At 68.4% G+C, this 18190-nt stretch carries 10 protein-coding genes; 3 read left to right on the top strand and 7 right to left on the bottom strand.

The genetic code is table 11. From position 1 onward, the window contains the following. Nucleotides 1-2: 2 nt before the first annotated feature. Entirely contained in the window at nucleotides 3-1148 is a 1146-nt protein-coding gene (gene dnaJ / locus AC5Y30_RS00910) for a molecular chaperone DnaJ (protein WP_499915507.1), read from the bottom strand. A 57-nt stretch (nucleotides 1149-1205) separates the two neighbouring features. Continuing rightward, nucleotides 1206-2237, bottom strand: a complete 1032-nt coding sequence (gene hrcA / locus AC5Y30_RS00905) for a heat-inducible transcriptional repressor HrcA (RefSeq protein ID WP_499915505.1) — start codon at nucleotides 2235-2237, stop codon at nucleotides 1206-1208. Between the two features lie 207 nt (nucleotides 2238-2444). Here hrcA and AC5Y30_RS00900 point away from each other — a divergent pair, with 207 nt between their 5' ends. The 3 genes from AC5Y30_RS00900 to AC5Y30_RS00890 all read left to right on the top strand — a co-directional run bounded on the left by AC5Y30_RS00900 (nucleotide 2445) and on the right by AC5Y30_RS00890 (nucleotide 4327). Further along, nucleotides 2445-2759 (top strand): type II toxin-antitoxin system VapB family antitoxin, encoded by a 315-nt coding sequence (locus AC5Y30_RS00900; RefSeq protein ID WP_499915503.1) that lies wholly within the window; start codon nucleotides 2445-2447, stop codon nucleotides 2757-2759. Nucleotides 2760-2837: 78 nt separating this feature from the next. Next, nucleotides 2838-3434: a carboxymuconolactone decarboxylase family protein gene (locus AC5Y30_RS00895; protein WP_499915501.1), complete on the top strand. Its 597-nt coding sequence runs from the start codon at nucleotides 2838-2840 to the stop codon at nucleotides 3432-3434. Then, complete coding sequence (locus tag AC5Y30_RS00890) at nucleotides 3431-4327, top strand: sigma-70 family RNA polymerase sigma factor (protein ID WP_499915499.1); 897 nt, start codon at nucleotides 3431-3433, stop codon at nucleotides 4325-4327. Before AC5Y30_RS00895 ends, AC5Y30_RS00890 begins: the two co-directional genes overlap by 4 nt. Here the strand turns inward: AC5Y30_RS00890 and AC5Y30_RS00885 are convergent. The 5 genes from AC5Y30_RS00885 to AC5Y30_RS00865 all read right to left on the bottom strand — a co-directional run bounded on the left by AC5Y30_RS00885 (nucleotide 4321) and on the right by AC5Y30_RS00865 (nucleotide 18190). Further along, nucleotides 4321-4839, bottom strand: a complete 519-nt coding sequence (locus AC5Y30_RS00885; protein WP_499915497.1) for an MTB12 family secreted protein — start codon at nucleotides 4837-4839, stop codon at nucleotides 4321-4323. The genes AC5Y30_RS00890 and AC5Y30_RS00885 overlap by 7 nt on opposite strands. 304 nt (nucleotides 4840-5143) lie before the next feature. Further along, nucleotides 5144-5668, bottom strand: a complete 525-nt coding sequence (locus AC5Y30_RS00880) for an MTB12 family secreted protein (RefSeq protein WP_499915495.1) — start codon at nucleotides 5666-5668, stop codon at nucleotides 5144-5146. A 221-nt stretch (nucleotides 5669-5889) separates the two neighbouring features. Continuing rightward, nucleotides 5890-7176 carry an NADPH-dependent L-lysine N(6)-monooxygenase MbtG gene (gene mbtG / locus AC5Y30_RS00875; RefSeq protein ID WP_499915493.1) on the bottom strand — a complete coding sequence of 429 codons (1287 nt, stop codon included), beginning with the start codon at nucleotides 7174-7176 and terminating at the stop codon, nucleotides 5890-5892. Then, nucleotides 7173-11612 carry an amino acid adenylation domain-containing protein gene (locus tag AC5Y30_RS00870; protein ID WP_499915491.1) on the bottom strand — a complete coding sequence of 1480 codons (4440 nt, stop codon included), beginning with the start codon at nucleotides 11610-11612 and terminating at the stop codon, nucleotides 7173-7175. The genes mbtG and AC5Y30_RS00870 overlap by 4 nt, the downstream gene beginning before the upstream one ends. Beyond that, nucleotides 11609-18190 carry an amino acid adenylation domain-containing protein gene (locus AC5Y30_RS00865; RefSeq protein ID WP_499915490.1) on the bottom strand — a complete coding sequence of 2194 codons (6582 nt, stop codon included), beginning with the start codon at nucleotides 18188-18190 and terminating at the stop codon, nucleotides 11609-11611. Before AC5Y30_RS00865 ends, AC5Y30_RS00870 begins: the two co-directional genes overlap by 4 nt.

Genomic DNA, 18190 nt, shown 5'->3' with positions numbered 1-18190 from the left:
GGCTAGCGCCCGGTGAAGGTTTCGCGGAGCCGGCTGAACAAGCCTCCGCCGGCGTGGGTCGAGCGGACCTCGGGCACGTCGCGGCTGCGGCGCGTCTTGAACTCGCGCAGCAATTCGGTGTCGCGGTGGTCCAGCCGGGCCGGCACTACCACCTCGACGTGCACATGCAGATCGCCCCGGGTGCCGGACCGCAGGTGCGGCATGCCGTGGCCACGCAGCGTGATGACCGAAGCCGGTTGGGTGCCGGGCGGAATGGTGATCTCGCTGACGCCGTCCAAAATGGCGTCGACGGTGACCGTGACGCCCAGCGCCGCGTCAACCATCGGCACCGACACCGTGCAGTGCAGGTCGTCGCCTTCGCGGACGAAGACGTCGTGGGCCTGTTCGTGCACCTCGACATACAGGTCACCGGCCGGCCCACCACCGGGCCCGACCTCGCCCTGCGCGGCGAGCCGCACCCGCATGCCGTCGCCGACGCCGGCCGGGATCTTGACGCTGATCTCGCGGCGGGCCCGCACCCGGCCGTCGCCCATGCACTGGTGGCACGGGTCGGGAATGACGACGCCGACCCCGCGGCAGGTCGGGCAGGGTCGCGACGTCATCACCTGCCCCAACAGCGAGCGCTGCACCGTCTGTACCTCGCCGCGGCCACCGCAGGTGTCGCAGGGCACCGGTGCCGAATCGCCGTTGGTGCCCTTGCCCTGGCACCTGTCACACAGCACCGCGGTGTCGACGGTGACCTGCTTTGTCACACCGGTGGCGCACTCTTCGAGGTCGAGCCGCATCCGCAGCAGCGAGTCCGAGCCCGGCCGCACCCGCCCGATCGGGCCGCGCGAGGTCGCGCCGCCGCTGAAGCCGCCGCCGAAGAAAGCCTCGAAGACATCGCCCAGGCCGCCGCCGAATCCGCCGAAACCGCCGCCCGCGGCCGCGTTCTCCAGCGGGTCCCCACCCAGGTCGACGATCCGCCGCTTCTCGGGGTCGCTCAGCACCTCGTAGGCGGCACTGATCTCCTGGAATTTCGCCTGCGCGGCCTGGTCGGGGTTGACATCGGGATGCAGTTCGCGGGCGAGCTTGCGGTAAGCGCGCTTGATCTCCGCGTCGCTGGCGTTTCTGCTCACGCCGAGCAGCCCGTAGTAATCGCGTGCCACGCTTGACTCTCCTATACCTGGTCTATCCCCGCGCCTACCCACCCTGCAGGTGCGCGTTCATCGAGCACCCAGGACTTCGCCGATATATAGGGCAACCGCAGCAACGCTGGCGATAGTTCCCGGATAGTCCATCCGGGTGGGCCCCAGCACACCCATTCCCCCGTAGACGGTGTCGGAGGTGCCGTAGGCGGTGGTCACCACGGAGGTGCCCAATATCTGTTCGGCGGCCGTCTCGTGGCCGATTCGCACCGTCACCTTACCGGCTTCCTGCTGGGCGGCCAGCAACCGCAGCACCACGACCTGCTCCTCGAGCGCTTCCAGGATGGAGCGCAACGAGCCACCGAAATCGGCGGCGTTACGGGTCAGGTTCGCGGTGCCGCCCAGCAGCAGGCGCTCTTCGGTGTGTTCGACCAGCGATTCCAGCAACACCGTCGCGGATCGGCCGACGGCGTCGCCCAAGCCGTCTGGGCTGCTCAGCTGGCCCGCGAGGTCGGCCACCGCGACGGAGGCGGCCGACAGCTTCTTGCCCACCAGCGCCTGGCCGAGCATTTCCCGCAGTTGAGAAAGTTCGTGATCCTCGATGACGTCACCGAGTTCGACGACCCTCTGGTCGACGCGGCCGGAGTCGGTGATGACGACCATCAGCAGCCGGGCCGGGGTCAGGGCGATCACTTCGAGGTGGCGCACGGTGGACGACGACAGCGTCGGGTACTGCACCACGGCCACCTGCCGAGTCAGTTGCGACAGCAGCCGGACCGCCCGCCGCAAAACGTCATCGAGGTCGACGCCGGACTCGAGGAAGCTTTGAATCGCGCGCCGTTCGGCCGAGGACAGCGGCTTGACGTCGTCGAGCCGGTCGACGAATTCGCGGTAGCCCTTCTCGGTGGGCACGCGGCCGGAGCTGGTGTGCGGCTGGGTGATGTAGCCCTCGGCCTCGAGTACCGCCATGTCGTTGCGGACCGTGGCGGACGAGACGCCCAGGTTGTGTCGGTCCACCAGCGCCTTCGAACCGATCGGCTCTTTGGTGGCGACGAAGTCGGCGACGATGGCGCGCAACACCTCGAACCGACGGTCATCGGCACTTCCCACCGGCCGCCACCTCCTTCTATACCGCGTCGACCGGATTCATTTTACGGGCTGAGCCGATGCCGACCGTGATCAGCAGCGGTTCGGCGATGGCCGCGCCGGCTGCTGGAAACTTTCTCGGAACGCACCGGTGCTGCCGAGCATCAGTCCGGCTAGCCTTTCCAGAATGAACCGGTCGGGCCACAGCAATGAATCGAGAAAGGTCGGCCGATGATCTTCAAGGGCGTGCGCGACGGCAAGCCGTATCCCGAGCACAACCTCTCCTATAGGGATTGGTCCCAGATACCGCCGCAGCAGATCCGGCTCGACGAATTGGTCACCACCACAACGGTGCTCGCACTGGACCGCTTGCTCTCCGAGGACTCCACCTTCTACGGCGATCTGTTTCCGCACGCGGTGCGGTGGAAGGGCATCACGTATCTCGAAGACGGCCTGCACCGTGCGGTGCGCGCCGCCCTACGGAACCGCACCGTGCTGCACGCCCGGGTATTCGATATGGATATACCGCTGGGCTCGCCCGCATAAGTGTCACGTTCGGGCCTCGCCGCGTGTCGACCTAGTAAGGACGTTGGCTTCCCGCCACAACTTGCCAGGAGGATCGCCATGCCACGGCTGCAAGGAGTCTCGGACCGCGACGCCGGCCTCGGCGCCAAGATCGCGTTCTTCTTCACCAGACGCAAGCTCGCACAGATGGCCGGGCTCGAAACCGCAGGGATGCTGGAGCCGCTGCGGATGTATGCGCACATCCCCCGACTGCTCAGCGCATACGGCAAGTTGGAGCAGGCCGAGTCGAAACTGGACATCCTCAGTCCCCGCCACCGTGCGCTGGCGGAGCTCAAGGCCGCGACGACGGTGCGCTGCGAGTACTGCATCGACCTCGGCTCACAGATCGCCCGGCAGTGGGGCATCACCGACGAAGAATTGCTGGCGATGGCGGATTACCGCAACGCCGTGTGCTTCTCCGACGTCGACCGGCTGATCCTCGACTACGCCACCGCGATGAGTCGCACCCCGGTCGAGGTGACCGATGAACTGTTCGACGCGCTGCGTGTCCACTTCGACACACCCCAGCTCGTCGGCCTGACCCACGTCATCAACCTGGGCAACATGCGCGCCCGGTTCAACATCGCCCTCGGTATCGGGTCGTCGGGCTTTTCGGCCAATCGGGTGTGCGCATTGCCCGAGCCCGATCGGCCGTGAAGGCGGATCCGTCACTGGCGGCTCGCTTCGAGGCGGCCCGACCTCAGCTGGGCGCCATCGCCTACCGCATGCTGGGCTCGGTCGACGACGCTCAGGATGCGGTGCAGGAGGCGTGGCTGCGGCTGAACCGCAGCGCCGAATCGGACGGCGTGGACCGCATCGCCAACCTGGACGCCTGGCTGACCACCGTGGTCGCGCGCATCTGCCTGAACATGTTGCGCGACCGCCGGACTCACGGCCACGAGGAACTGATCGGTCACCTGCCGGATCCGCTCGTGGAGGCGGTTGGTGAATTCGACCCCGAGCACCGCGCGATGCTGGCCGACGCGGTGGGGCTGGCACTGTTCGTGGTGCTGGATACGCTGCCGCCGGCCGAGCGGCTGGCGTTCGTGCTGCACGACGTGTTCACCGTGCCGTTCGATCGGATCGCGGGCATTGTCGATCGAACGCCGGAGGCGGCCCGCAAGCTGGCCAGCCGGGCCCGGCGCCGGATCGAGCAGGCCGACCCGGTTCCCGACGGCACCTTGGTCGCCCAACGCGAGGTTGTCGACGCCTTCTTCGCGGCGGGGCGCAGCGGCGACTTCGACCGCCTGGTGGCGGTGCTCCATCCCGACGTGGTGTTGCGTGGTGACTTCGGCTCGGCCACGGCCGTCTTCCGCGCGGAGGGGGCGTCGTCGGTGGCCCAGCTGGCCCGCAGTTACGCCGGGCCGGAACGCGAGGTGCGAAGCGCGACCGTGAACGGTGCCGCCGGAGCGGTGATATTCCTCGCCGGTCGTGCGGCTGCCGTCATGGGTTTCGTGGTGCGCGACGGCCGGATCCGCGCCATCGACGTGCTGGCGGATCCGGCGCGCATCGCCAGATTGGACCTGCGGGCCTTAAGCGCCGATCACTGACCGACGGCCTCCAGCAACTCCATCGCCGACGCCCGCGACAGCACCCAGCCGCCCTGGTTGACGAACGTGACGTTCTGCGTGACCGGCGAGGTCAGTTTGGGGCCGGAGACCGCGACGTCGGCGGTCGCCGAACCGTCCGCGGCCGGCTGGACGTTCGTGACACCGAACGACAGCGGCAGGTCGCCGTTCTTGGCCGCCTTCTGCAGCTTCTTGTCGGCGACATGCGCTGCCATTCCGCTGATGCCGCCCTGCACCAGGTTGCTCTTGTTGGTGAAGGAGACCTTGGGGTCGGCGAGGGTGGTGAGCACGCCGGTCAGCTGATCGGGGGTGGGCACGTTTGCGGCCGTCACGGGCTGCGCGGACGGATCTTGCGGAAGCGGCGCGTCCCCTGTGGTGAGTCGCACTCCGGCGGCGAGCGAACTCGGTGTCGCGACCGAGGCCACGCCTGCGGCGACGCCGCCGACGATGGCCAGCGCTGCCAGGCCGGTGGCAATGATCTTGACGGTTTTCATGCTTCCCCCTTGAACGAGCACGTCTGCACGCACGATCCGCCGTCCGAACCGCCCATGTGGTGGCGGCGTGGAGGTGTCAGCGTGCCCTTTGCGTCTGATACTTCGCGTCGGGGCGCCGATACGTTACGGCGATCCGATGTGGGAAAACCATCAGTGAATTGTGCGCCGGCCGTGCGAGAACATGCGTTGATGCCGCCGGGGCGACCAGTCAGTGCGCGGGCGAAGCGCCAAACCCCATGCGCCGCCTTCCGGGGGCGCATGGGGTTTGGTGTGAAACGTCGGTGTTACTCGACGCCGATCTGCCTTAGTTGGTCGCCGTCGCCGCCTGCAGCAGGGCAAGCGCCGCGTCGTGTTGCAAGACCCAGTTCCCGTTCTGGTTGACGAACACCAGGTGCTTGTTGACCGGCCCGGCGAACTTCGGCCCTGTGATGCCCACGTCGGCCTGGGCCATGTTCGGACCCGCCGGCGCGATGTTGGTCACGTTGAACTGCTCGGGGAAATTCCCGTTGCGGTAGGCCTTCCGCAGGTCGTGGTCGGCCACCATGCCCTCGTTCTGAGGGATGCCGTTTTCAACGAGGTTGGCCTTGTCCCGGTAGTTGACGCCGGGGTCGGTTGCTTGGGTGCAGAGGTTGGCCAATTGGTCAGCCGTCGGCAGCTGCCCCGGCGCTCCCGGTGGCGGCGGCGGGTCCTGCGGCAGTGGCGCGCCGACCGCAGCCAGTTGCACCTGATCGAGGCCGATCGGTGCGGCGATGGAAGCCACACCGGCGGCGGCGCCGCCAATGGCGGTCAAGGCCGCCACGCCCGTGGCAATGGACTTCACGGATATCACAGGTCCCCCTTCGATGCACATGGACCGTGGCGGATACCTTGCGGGCGGCCGCACGCGGTCACACGTCTCCAATGGATGAAGATGGTGTAAGTGTGCACCGTGAGTCCGGAATTTGTGTCTCAGGTGGGTCACGTTACGACGACGCTACGGTCGCAACGTGTCGAACATGCTAAACGAGCTGTGCCGCAAGAAGGTAGCCGCACAAAATTCGACCGGCGTCGTCAAAGGGTCTGGCGCTCATCGTGTCTAGTTCTCACCGAATGCCTGGACGGGCCGATGGTGGACCCCAGCACCCGGTCGGACAGCAGGCCAAGGCAACTCAGGTTGGGAAAACCGGGACCCTGGGTGAGTCCTGACAGGTTCGGCAGGAACAGCTTGGGCGTCACATCCGTGACGGCCAGGTCATAACCCATCGCCTCCTGCAGCCGCTCCGAGGTCAGCGGCCCGCCCAGGCCGAGCTCGAGCAGATCCAGCGCGTCCTGACTGAATAACGGTGCGAACCAAAGGGAGTCAGCGCCGGAGCCGTCGATCACGAGATCGAACCCGTGTACCGTCTCGAGGTTCTCGCTGCCGCGGTTGGTGGACAGCGTCAACCGGATCTGCCCCTCCTTGCCCACCGCGTGCGCGACGCGGCCACGCAGGTGGTGGATGCGATCGTCGGCCAGCAGAGCTTCCTGCACGTTGGACGAAAACACCCCACGGTCGGTGCGGGCCAGCGCGTCGCGGCGCTCGGCGAGGGTCAGGGCAGGCCAATTGGTGGGATCGGAGAACAGCGAATTCTCGAAAAACCCCTCGCCGCGAGTGAACAACGTAGCTTGCGGGGAAATCACGGTGATGCTCGACACGCGGTGGCGGAACAGTTCATAGAGCATCGCCGCGGCCGTCTCGCCACCGCCGATCACCGCCACCCGCTCCGCATTGATCCGGTCGTGATTGGCGGCGCGGTCCCAGAATTGGGCAATCGACAGCATGCGCGGATTGCCGGGGAGCAAGGACCTTTCGGCCTGGCCGGGACCGGTGATCATCAACGCATCGGCGTGCACGGTCGTCTCGTGGGTGTGCAGCGCCCAGCGGTCCCCGGTGATCGCCAATCGTTCGACGTCACCGTGCACCACGTTCATTCCGACGTGGTCGGCAACCCAACTCAGGTACTGGCTCCACCGGCGATGCGTCGGCGCCGGTCTGCCGCGGTCGATCCATTCGGCGAACGACGCGGTCGCGATCAGATATGACTGCCAGCTGTAGCGGGTCATCCGGTCGTCGAGTTCGGCGTTGCGGCGCGGCACCAGCGCCGACCGGTAGGGGAACCCGACGTCTTTTTCCGGGCTGGTGCCCAGCCGGTGCGCACCGTCGGTCCAGCCGCCGCTGGCCTGCCAGTTCGCCGCGACGCCGATCCGCTCCACGGCCACCACGTCGGGAACCTCGACGCCCATTTCGCGCAGCGCGAAGGCCTTGGCCGCCACGGCCACCGCCTTGGCGCCGGCTCCCACGATCGCCAGTGTGCTCATCTCACCGCCTCCCGCAGCGAATCGATCCAAAGTTGCTGTAGCGCGGCGATATCCGCGTCATCGAGAACGTCGGGCAGGGCGCGCCACTGCGCCGCGAGAACCCGCTCGCCGTCATAGGTCAGCACCATCGCCGCGATGGTGAGCTCGTGGCGCACCGCCAGCTCCGGCTCGGGCACCGGCGACGTCCCGGCGAGTAACTCGCGCTCGAGCCGCAGCCCCATGCCGCCGCCGGTGTGGGCGGCGCCGAGATAGTTCAGCAGCAGTTGCGGGGGCGAAAATGCGGCGAACCGCTCGGCGGTGTCGTCGCGCAGGTAGCGCAACAGCCCGTAGTCGAGGCCATCGCCGGGGATGGCCGACAGCTTCTCCCCCACCTTGTGCGGATCCGTCGAGTCCAGTCGCACCGGGTAGATGGAGCTGAGCAATCCAACCGTGTCGCCGGTGTCGATGGCGTGTGCACCCGGCGCGTCCACCAAACTATCGGCACGGCCGTGGGTTTCGAGTGCGAGCAGCGGCGGGGGCGTGGCTTGGCCGCGCAGCTCGCGCCAGCGCGTCACCGTCGCGGCCGTCGCGGCGACCAGGAGCGTGGGCAACGACAGGTCCGATTCCAGCAGCCGGCGGGTGACCTCGGCGTCGGTGACGACGTTACGGACGAGCACATTGCGAGCCCGGTCGCGGATTGGATCGACGCGCCGGGCGCCGAGGTCAGGATCGTCGCCGTCCAGTTGCGCCGCCCAGAATTCGACCGTGTCCAGCCGGTGTGCCCGCGCGGTGAGCGCGGCTGCCCAGCGCCGATAACTCGTGTGTTCGCGGACGGGTGCGGGCGCGTGGCCGGAGGCCGAGGCCGTCAGGGCGGCAGCGAGTTCGCCGAGGATGACTCGCCACGACGCCGGGTCGAGCGCGACGACGTGCGCGGCCAGCAGCAGAACGCTGCCTCCCGCCGGCGGTCGTAACCACACCGCGGACAGCAGCGTTCCGCGTTCGGGGTCCAGGCGGTCGACGGCCTGGGCGACGTGGGCCGGCACGGCGCCGGCCAGATCGTCAACCACCTCAACCTCGTTGACGAGGTCGGCGGTATCGGCGGCCGGCACGGGCACCAGGGTCATGCTGGACCGGTCGAGCCGGGTGCGCAGCACTTCGTGGCCCTCGATGATCCCGGCCAAAGCCGCATGCAACCGCTCGCGGTGCAGCGTCTCGGGCAGCCGGATGGCTTCGGTCTGGGCGAGCCTGCATGGGTTGCCGAATTCGTAGAGCCACCGGCCGTTGGGCAGCAACGGCATTGGCCCGGTGCCCGTGTCAACCTGCTGGGCAGCGGCCGCGGTCTCCGAGTCGATCGCCTCGGCCAGTTCGCGAACGTTGCTGCACTCGAGGATGAGCCTGGCGCGCAACGCAATTCCGCGTGCACGGGCCGCTTGTACCACCGACAGCGCCATGATGCTGTCCAGGCCGAGCTGCAGGAAGTCTGCGGTGACGTCGATGCGCGGTTGCCCGAGCAGCTCGGCGAGCAGTTCGGACAGCGCGGCTTCCGTGTCGGTCTCGGGCGTCGCCGCGCCAACCTCGGACTCGGCGTGATCGAGAGCCGCCAACGCGGCTTCGTCCAGCTTTCCGTTGGCGGTCAACGGGATTTCGTCGACCAGGACGATGCGATGTGGAACCATGTAGCGCGGCAGCCGGGTGCTGAGCATGCTCCGCAGCTCGGCGGTTGCCGGCCGGGCGGTGGCCGTGTCGGTGGCCACGTACGCGGTGAGCCGGGCGATGCCCCGGCGCTGCTGTACCAACACACCCGCGTGCCGCACGGCCGGGTGCGATTCGAGGGCGGCGGCGATCTCGCCGGGTTCGACGCGGTGGCCGCGGATCTTCACCTGGGCGTCGGCGCGGCCCACGTATTGCAGTGCGCCGCTGGGCAACCGGCGCACCAGGTCGCCGGTGCGATACATCCGTTCGGCCCGGCCAAACGGGTCGGCGAGAAAGCGGGCCGCGGTCTCGGCGGCGCGGCCGAGGTAGCCGCGGGCCAGCTGGGCACCGCCCAGATACAGTTCACCCGTCGCCCCGCAGGGCACCGGGCGCAGCGCGGAATCCAGCACGTAGCCGCGGGTGTGCCGGGTCGGCCGCCCGATGGAGGGTTCGTCGTGCTCGGCTATGGCCGCGACCACCGCCTCGACCGTGGTCTCGGTCGGCCCGTAGCAGTTGTAGGCCGTCATCGACGTCGTTTCGCACGTGTTGCGGATCCGGGCCCAGGCCGAACCGCCGACCGCCTCGCCGCCCAGCGCCAGCACCGTCAGTGGCGCCTCGGTCAGCAAACCAAATGCGTGCAGTTGAGCAAACATCGACGGGGTGGTGTCGATCATGTCGATTCCCTGCGCGGCGATCAGCGCGACGAGCGCCTCGGCATCGGTCTGGGTGTGTTCGTCGACGACATGCACGCGATGCCCGTCGAGCAAACCGACCAGCGGCTGCCACGCGGCATCGAAGGCGAACGACCACGCGTGGGCGACCCGCAGCGGCCGGCCCAGTTTGTCGGCCGCCGGCCGCAACACGCGGTCCAGATGATCGTCGGCGTAGGCGCCCACCGCGCCGTGAGTTCCGATGACGCCCTTGGGTTCTCCGGTGGTGCCCGAGGTGAACACGACGTACGCGGCCTGGGCGGGTGGAACGTCCACCGCGATGAAGTGGTCGTCGCGCGGTTCGCCGTGCTCCAGCAGCGACTCGGTGAGCTCTTCGTCCAACACGATCAGGGCGCCCGATTGACGCAGGATCGAGTTCACCCGTTCGGGGGGCATTCCCGGCTCCATCGGCACGCACATGCCGCCGGCCTTGAGCACGGCGAGTATCGCGATGACGTACCGCGGGCCCCGGGAAAGCCGGATGCCCACCGGCGTTTCGGGCGTGACCCCCCGGTGTGCGAGTCGCGCCGCCAGCCGGGTGCTGTGCAGGTCGAGGTCGCGATAGCTCAGCGCGCCACCCGCCCAGCTGACCGCCGGGCGGTCCGGTGTCCTGGCCACAACGTCGGCGAAGCGGGCGTGAATGCTCAACGGCGGCAGTGGCTTTGGCGTACCAGCGGCGCCCAGCGGGTGCGCCTCATCGTCAAGCAGGACACTGACGTCGCGCAGCGGACGCTCCCAGCCCTGCAACAGCCTCTCGGCGGTGGTGAGCACCCGCCGGCCCAGCGTGGCGGCGGGGACGGCACCCAGTGCTCCGTCGATCGCTTCGACCAGCACCACCAGCTCGCCGCCTTCCATGTGAGCGGCGATGGCGATGGGAAAGTGCGACAGGGTTTGCAGGGCGGACGGGCGAAATGTCGCTGCACCAGCGGTGAATTCGCCGCCCGCGGTCAGGCCGTCCATCGGGAAGTTCTCGTAGACCAGCAGGGTGTCGAACATTTCCCCGACCCCGCCGAGGGCCCGCAGTTGGGCGTGCCCCAGATAACTGTGCTCGCGCAGCAGCGCGGCGTCGCGCTGGACGGCTCGGCATTGCTCGCCGGCCGCCGCTGCCGGGTCCAGCCGCACACGCAGCGGCACGGTGTTGATGAACAGACCGACCATGGTTTCGACGCCGGTCAGTTCGGGCGGCCGACCGGACACGGTGACGCCGAAAACCACATCCTGCGTGTCGATCAGCCGCGACAACACCAGCGCCCATGCCATTTGCACCAGGGTGTTGACGGTGATGCCGCGGGCCCGGCTGTCGTCGATCAGCCGGGCGGTGGTATCGGCCGGCATTCGCAGCCCCGTGGTGCGCGGCAGCGCCGTCTGCCGGCCCTCGGTGGTCTCAACGGATCCCAGCGATGCGGCGAGCAGGGTGGGCCCCGGCATCCCCGCCAGGTGCTCGCGCCACACTCTGTGGCTGGTTTCCGGATCGCGATTCGCCAGCCAGCCGATGTAGTCGCGGTAGGGCCGCGGGGCAACCGGCAGCGCCGACGGGTCACCGCCGGCCTGATACAGGATCATCATCTCGTTGACGAACACCGGCAACGACCAGCCGTCGATCACGATGTGATGGGCGGTGAGCACCAAACGCCATTGCGCGCCTGGCAATTCGATCAACAGAAAGCGGATCGCCGGCCCTTGTTCCAGATCGAACGGGCGTCGGCGCTCGCCGGTTTCCAGCGCCGGCACGTCGGCGGGTGTCGCGGCGACCAGGCGCCACGGCAGCTCGACGCGAGACGGCACAACCTGTACCGGTCGCGGGATTCCCCGGCTGAAGAAGCTGGCCCGCAGGTTCGGGTGGCGCACCAGCATCTGCTCCGCGCAGTCACGCAGCAGCGCGACATCGAGTTCGCCGGAGATGTCCGCCGCGATGCCGATGACGTACGGGTCGTCGGCCGCTTCGCCGTCGGCGAATTCGGCGAGAGTGGTCAGCGAATACAAGCCCTCCTGCAGCGGGCTCAACGCCATCACGTCGTCGATGTCGGGCGCGACCTCGGTTTTGGCGGCCGTCATGTCGTGCCTTCGCGCGACGACGCGAAAAGTTGCGTCACGGCAGCCAGATCCGATGGCGACAGTCCGGAGGTACTCATCGGCTCGAAACGCGTGTCGGTCACCTGGGCGCCTTGTTCGATGTCGGCCCCTTCGTCGCCCACGGCGTCCAACGCCGCGGCCAACTGCTGCACCGTCGGATTCTCGAAGATCATGCGCGGACTCACGGCCAGGCCGGCCGCCCGCGCCCGCGAGGCGAGCTGCACGGACAGGATGCTGTCGCCGCCGAGCGCGAAGAAGTCGTCGAATCGCCCGATTTCCGTGGTAGACAGCAACTCCGCGAAGACCTGGGCCAGCGCCCGTTCGGTGTCCGTGCGCGCGGGTTCGGTCTGGCCGCCGGTGCTGACCGCCGGCCGCGGCAGTCCCGGCCGGTTGAGTTTGCCCGATTCGGTTTTCGGGAGGACGTCGAGCACGGTGAGCGACGACGGCAGCATGTAACCCGGCAATGTGGTGGCGATCGCGGCACGCACGTCCGCCGCGAAGGACGACTTGCCGGCATCGTCGGTGATCGGTCGTTGCGGCACAACATATCCGGCCAGCGACGTGCCGCCGTGCACCTCCCACGTCCGCGCCGCCGCGGCGGCGACGCCGTCGGCTGCGGCCAGCGCCGCCTCGACCTCGGCGAGCTCGACGCGGAAACCGCGCACCTGCACCTGGTGGTCGGAACGCCCGATGAATTCCAGTTGGCCGTCCTCGGTCCACCGGGCCAGGTCGCCACTGCGGTACAACCGCGAACCGGGCTTTGCACCATAGGGGTTGGCGATGAACCGCGTCGCGGTCAGGCCCGCCCGCTTCCAATATCCTCGAGCCAGCTGGTCACCGGCGTAGTACAGCTCGCCCACCACGCCGACCGGCACGGGACGCAATCCATCGTCGAGCAGATAGGCCTCGGCGCCCGGGACGGGCTTTCCGACAAGCGGATTCGGCAGGACCAGCCGCCCCCGCGACACCGCGCCGGAGGTCTCGGTGGAGCCGATGTTGTTCAGCAACTCGATGCCGGCGCCGTCCTCGTCGGCGCACACCGACACCAGCCGCTGCAGCAGCCCCGCGCTCACCGGTTCGCCACCGCACACCAGCCGTGACAGCGAGCGCACGGCGGCGGGCCGGCTGTCCACCAACGCCGACACCAGGCTGGGCACCGCAGTGACCTGAGCGACCGAATACCGGTTCATCAGCTCCCCGAGGGCCTCTGGATCGCGGTGCTCGGCGTCGTCGGCCAGGATCATGGTCGCGCCGACCGCCAGGCCGGCCAGCATTTCCATGCCGCCCTCGAGGAAGGTGATCGAGGCCTGCGCCAGTCGCACGTCGTCGGTTCGCGGCGGGTAGTGCCGCAGCTGCCAGTCCAGCCGGGCGGTCATCGAACGATGCGTGCCCACCGCGCCTTTCGGCTTGCCGGTGGACCCGGAGGTGAACACCAGATACATCGGGTCGTCGGGGTGCGGCAGCGGCAAGGCCCCCGACCGCGGAGCCGCGTCATCGCCGTTCACCACGGCGCGTACCTGGGGATCGTCCAGCGAGATCAGCTGTATGCCGGGCACCTGCGGCATGGTGTCCACCGCTTCGTCCGTCGCGACCACGACCGGCGGCGTGACGTCGTCGAGCATCAATTGCTTTCGCGCCAGCGGATAGCCGGGGTCGATGGGAAAGTAGCCGGCGCCCGCCTTCATGATGGCCACCAGCGCCACCACCAGCTCGATGCTGCGCCGGGTCGACAGCCCGACCAGCGACCCAGGGCCCACTCCGTGCCCGACGAGCAGCGCGGCCAGGTTATCCGAACGACGGTGCAGCGCAGGGTAATCGATGCTCTGCTCGCCGCAGCGCACCGCGATGCGGCCGGTGCCCCACGCCCGGCTGGGTTCCAGCAGTTCCGGGATGGTGCGCGGCCGGTCGTGCGGCGGCTGCTCGCCGCGGCTCCAGTCCCGCAGAATGCGCTGCTGTTCCGTGGCATCGATCAGCCGCACGTCCCGCAAAGGCCGATCGAGGTCTTCAGCAAACTCGGTGAGCGCCCGGGTCAGCCACCCGGCCAGCCGCTCGATGGTGGTCCTGGCGTAGAGCTCGGTGCGGTAGATGAGATTGCAGTGGTAGCCGATGTCGCCGGAGCCGTCGGTGCCGAAGAAGTTGACGCTCAGATCCGCGTGCGCCATATCGAAGATGGGGTCCAGCGAGGTGCACACGGTGTCCCGTTCGCCGCTGCCCGCGGCGGCGGTCTCGATGACCCGGGTGGCGGACAGGTGATCCCGCACGTGCACGACGACCTGGAACAGCGGATTACGCGATAGCGAGCGCACCGGGCTGACGCTGTCGACCACGCGGTCGAACGGCAGGTCCTGGTGGGCGTAGGCGGCCAGCGCGGTCTCCCGGGCCCGCTTGAGCAGTTCACGCAACGTCGGGTTGCCGTCCAGGTCGTTGCGCAGCACCAGGATGTTGACGAAAAACCCGATCAGCTGGTCCAACTCGGCTTCGGTGCGGCCGGCGACCGGGGTGCCCAGCGGGATGTCGGTTCCGCCACCGGCTTTGTGCAACACCACGGCGACGGCCGTTTGCAGCAGCATGAATTCGGTGACGCCCAGCTCGCGGCACAGCTCACCGAGCTTGGCGCGGGTGGCCGAGTCGATGTGGAAATCGACCGATTCCCCGTCGCCGCTGGGCACCGGCTGGCGCGGGAAGTCCGGGCGCAGCCCGGTGTCCTCCGGCAGCCCGGCCAGTTGCCGCGTCCAATACTCCCGCTGGTCGGCGGCTATCGCGGATTCCTGCCCGCCGGCGTCCCCCAGGAACGTCCGCTGCCACGCCGCGTAGTCGGCGTACTGCACCCGAAGCGGGGCCCAGGACGGCGCTTCTCCCCCGCGCCGGGCCCGGTAGCCCGTCATCACGTCGGAGAACAGCACGCCGGCCGACCAATGGTCGGAAGCGATGTGGTGCACGACCACCGACAGCACGTGCTCGCCCGCGTTCTCGGTGCGCAGCACCGCGACCCGGATCGGCAATTCGGCGTCCAGCTCGAAGCAATGGCACCGCTCGACGTCGAGCTGTCGTTGCAGCCAGGCGTCGTCGGGTCCCACCTCGCGGCGAACCGGAATTTCGACGCCGGCCGGACCCACGACCTGATACGGCACACCGTCCAGCTCGACATAGCTGGTGCGCAGAATTTCGTGCCTGGCGACGACGTCGCCGATGGCGGCGATCAGCGCATCGATGTCCCACGGCCCGGTCAGTTTCGCCGCAAAGGGGATGTTGTTGACCCGGCTGGGCCCGTCGACGCGGTAGGCGAACCAGCTGCGGAGCTGTGACGCCGAGAGCGGCATGGGCTCGTCGTGCGCGGTGGTGATCAGCCTGGGCCGCGACGGCGTCAGTTCACCCGAAGTCAGCTGGTCGATCCGCTCGGCCAGCGCTGCGACCGTAGCGAGTTCGAACACGTCGCGGATGCCGATTTCCACGCCGCACTCCCCGCGGATGGCGGTGACCAGTTTGGTGGCGACCAGCGAGTGGCCGCCCAGATCGAAGAACGAGTCGTCGGCGCCCACCCGCTCGTGGCCGAGCAGCCCGGAAAACAGTTGCGCCACAAGCTGTTCGGTGGGGGTGGTGGGATCGCGGTATTCGGTGGCCGCCGCGATGTGCGGTTGCGGCAGCGCGGCGCGGTCGATCTTCTGGTGTGCGGTGATCGGGATTTCGTCGAGCACCACGTAGGCGGCCGGGGTCATGTAGTCCGGCAACGCCGCGGCAACCCGGGCCCGGATGCGCTCGACGTCAACCGTTTCCGTGCCGGCGCCCTGGGCCGGCGTCACGTATCCCACCAGGCTCTTGCCCAACTGCGGCAGGTCCATCGCCAGCACGATCGCCTGCCCGACGCTGGGGTCGACCGAGATGGCTGAAGCGATCTCACCCAACTCGATGCGGAAACCGCGGATCTTCACCTGTTCGTCGGCGCGGCCCACGAACTCGATGTCGCCGTTGGCGTTGCGGCGGGCCAGGTCACCCGAGCGGTACATCCGGCCGCCCGGCGTGAATGGGTCGGCGACGAAACGCTCGGCCGTCAGCGCAGGCCTGCGATGATAGCCATGGGCGACATGCGTTCCGGCGATATAGATTTCACCGATCACCCCGACCGGAACCGGCTGCAACGCGTTGTCGAGCAGATGCACCTGCGTGTTGATTTTGGGCCGGCCGATCGGCACCACCCGGGTGCCCTGGGCGCCCTCCACCGGATAGCTGGTGCAGTTCACCACCGTCTCGGTCGGCCCGTAGAAGTTGTACAGCGACGCGTCGAAGGTGGCGTGAAACTTGTCGGCGATCTCGCCGGGCAGGGGCTCTCCACCGATCGGGACGCGCCGCAGGGTCCGCCACTGGCCCACGCCGGGTAACGAGAGGAACAGACCCAACAGCGACGGCACGAAGTGCATCGACGTAATGCCCTCACGCGCCAGCAGTTCGGTCAGGTAGCCGATATCGCGCAGTCCATCGGGACGCGGAATCACCAAGCGGGCGCCCATGATCAGCGTGCCGAAAATTTCACCCATCGACACATCGAAGCTGGGCGAGGCGACCTGCAGCAGGCGATCGGTGTCGTCAACCCGGTATTCGTCGCCGAACCAGACGAAATACTCGGCGATCGGTGCGTGCGACACCGGAACGCCTTTGGGCAGCCCGGTGGAACCCGACGTGTAGATCAGGTAGGCGGTGTTTTGCGGGCTCAGCGGTCGGATGAGCTCGGCGGGCGCGGTGGCCGGATAGTGCCCCGCGTCGGTAACCGGTCCGCGCACAACCAGTTTGGCGTCCGCATCCTCGAGGATGAACGTCAGCCGGTCCTCCGGGTAGGTGGGATCCACCGGCAGATAGACCCCGCCCGCTTTGAGCACCCCGAGTGCGGTGATGACCAATTCGGGTGACTTGTCCAGTAGCACCGCGACGCGATCCTCGGTGCCGATGCCCTGCTCGATGAGCCAGTGCGCCACACGATTCGACTCTTCGTCGATCTCCAGGTAGCTGTAGGCGCGACCCTCGTAGACGACCGCGACGGCATCGGGCGTCTGCCCCGCCCTGCGCCCGACCAGTTCGGGCAGGGTGCTGGCCGGGGTGACGAATTCCTCGCCCGTCGACACCGCGCGCAGCCACTCGGCATCTTCGGCGCTCATCAACGCGCATGCCGACAGCTTCGCGTCGGGCTCGGACAGCAGGCCGTCGAGCAGGGCGGCGTAGTGACGCAGCAATTGCTCGACCAGTTGCTGATCCATGACCTCAACCAGGTACTCGGCCTCGAGCATGCCGCCGCTCGAGCCGTCGAACGTCCGGTTCAGCTCGACCATCAAGCTCAGCGGCAATTGGTTGAAATGCCCGCGCAATTCGCCGCGTTCGCAACGCACGCCGGGCGGGCAGAAGCCGGCGCCGTCGGGCTCGCGCTGCCCGAAGCTCACCCGGGTCATCCGGTCGGCGCCATGGCGACGATCCGGATTCGACTCGCGCACCAGCCAGTCCAGGTCGGCCCGCGAATGCGCGAAGGCGCCTACCGCGCCGTCACGCGTTTGGGCCAGCAGCTCGCGGAACGTCTGGTGCGGTTGCGGCCGCAGCCGAATCACCACCGTGTTGCCGTAATACCCGATCACATCCTCGGTGCCCGCGCCGCGGTTGAGGACCGGCGCCGCCACCAGGAAGTCGGTCGATTGGGTGTACCGGTGCACGAGCGTGGCGAACGCGGCCATCAACACCAGGTACGGAGTGGCGCCCGTCTCGCGGGCCAGCGCGGCCGCCCGATCGACGGTGTCCGCCGACAACCGCGTGAACGCGCGCTGCGCGCGCCAAGTGGTGGGAACCACCGAACCATTGGCCCCGGGAAGCTCGAGCGGCTCCGGCAGGTCGGCCATCAGTGGTCGCCAATAGTCCAGGTCTGCCTGACGGATGGCGGTCGCGGCCGCCGAATGATCCACCAGCGCTCGGGTATCGGCGAAGACGTCCGGTTCGGCGTATGCGCGAGTCAGATCGGCGAAGAACGGCGTCCACGAGCCATCGTCCCAGGCGATGTGGTGCGCGGTGATCAGCAGCATCAGCTTGTCGTCGGCCAGGCGCGCCGCCGTGACTCGCAACGGTGAATCCTTGCTCAGATCGAAAGGCCGGCGAAAGTCCCGCTGCGCCAGCACATCCAGCCGTAACCGGCGCGCCTGATCGGTCAGCCCGGTCAGGTCGTGCTCGGCCCATTCGGGTTGCAGGTTCGCGCGGATCACCGGATGTGGGTCACCCTCCCCGTCGGTGACATACGTCGTATGCAGCACGGGGTGCCGCGCGGCGACGGCGTCGAGCGCATGGTGCAATCGCGCGGTGTCGACCGTGCCGGACAGGCGGTAGGAGACGCAGATGTTGAGCAGCGCGCTGTCGGGATCAACGGACTGGACGAACCACATCCGGTGCTGCCCGACCGACATACGCGGCTCGCCGTCGCCCGCCACCGGCGCCACGGCCGTCGTCCTGGCCAGGCCACGCTCGGTGAGCTTGCGGCGCAGTAATTCCAGGCGCTCATCGTCGAGATGGGTGCTGACGCCGGTGGTGTCTGTCAC

The organism is Mycobacterium sp. NGS27, assembly GCF_059813005.1.
Note: the sequence above shows the minus strand (reverse complement) of the source record. Positions and strands in the feature narration are given on the sequence as shown.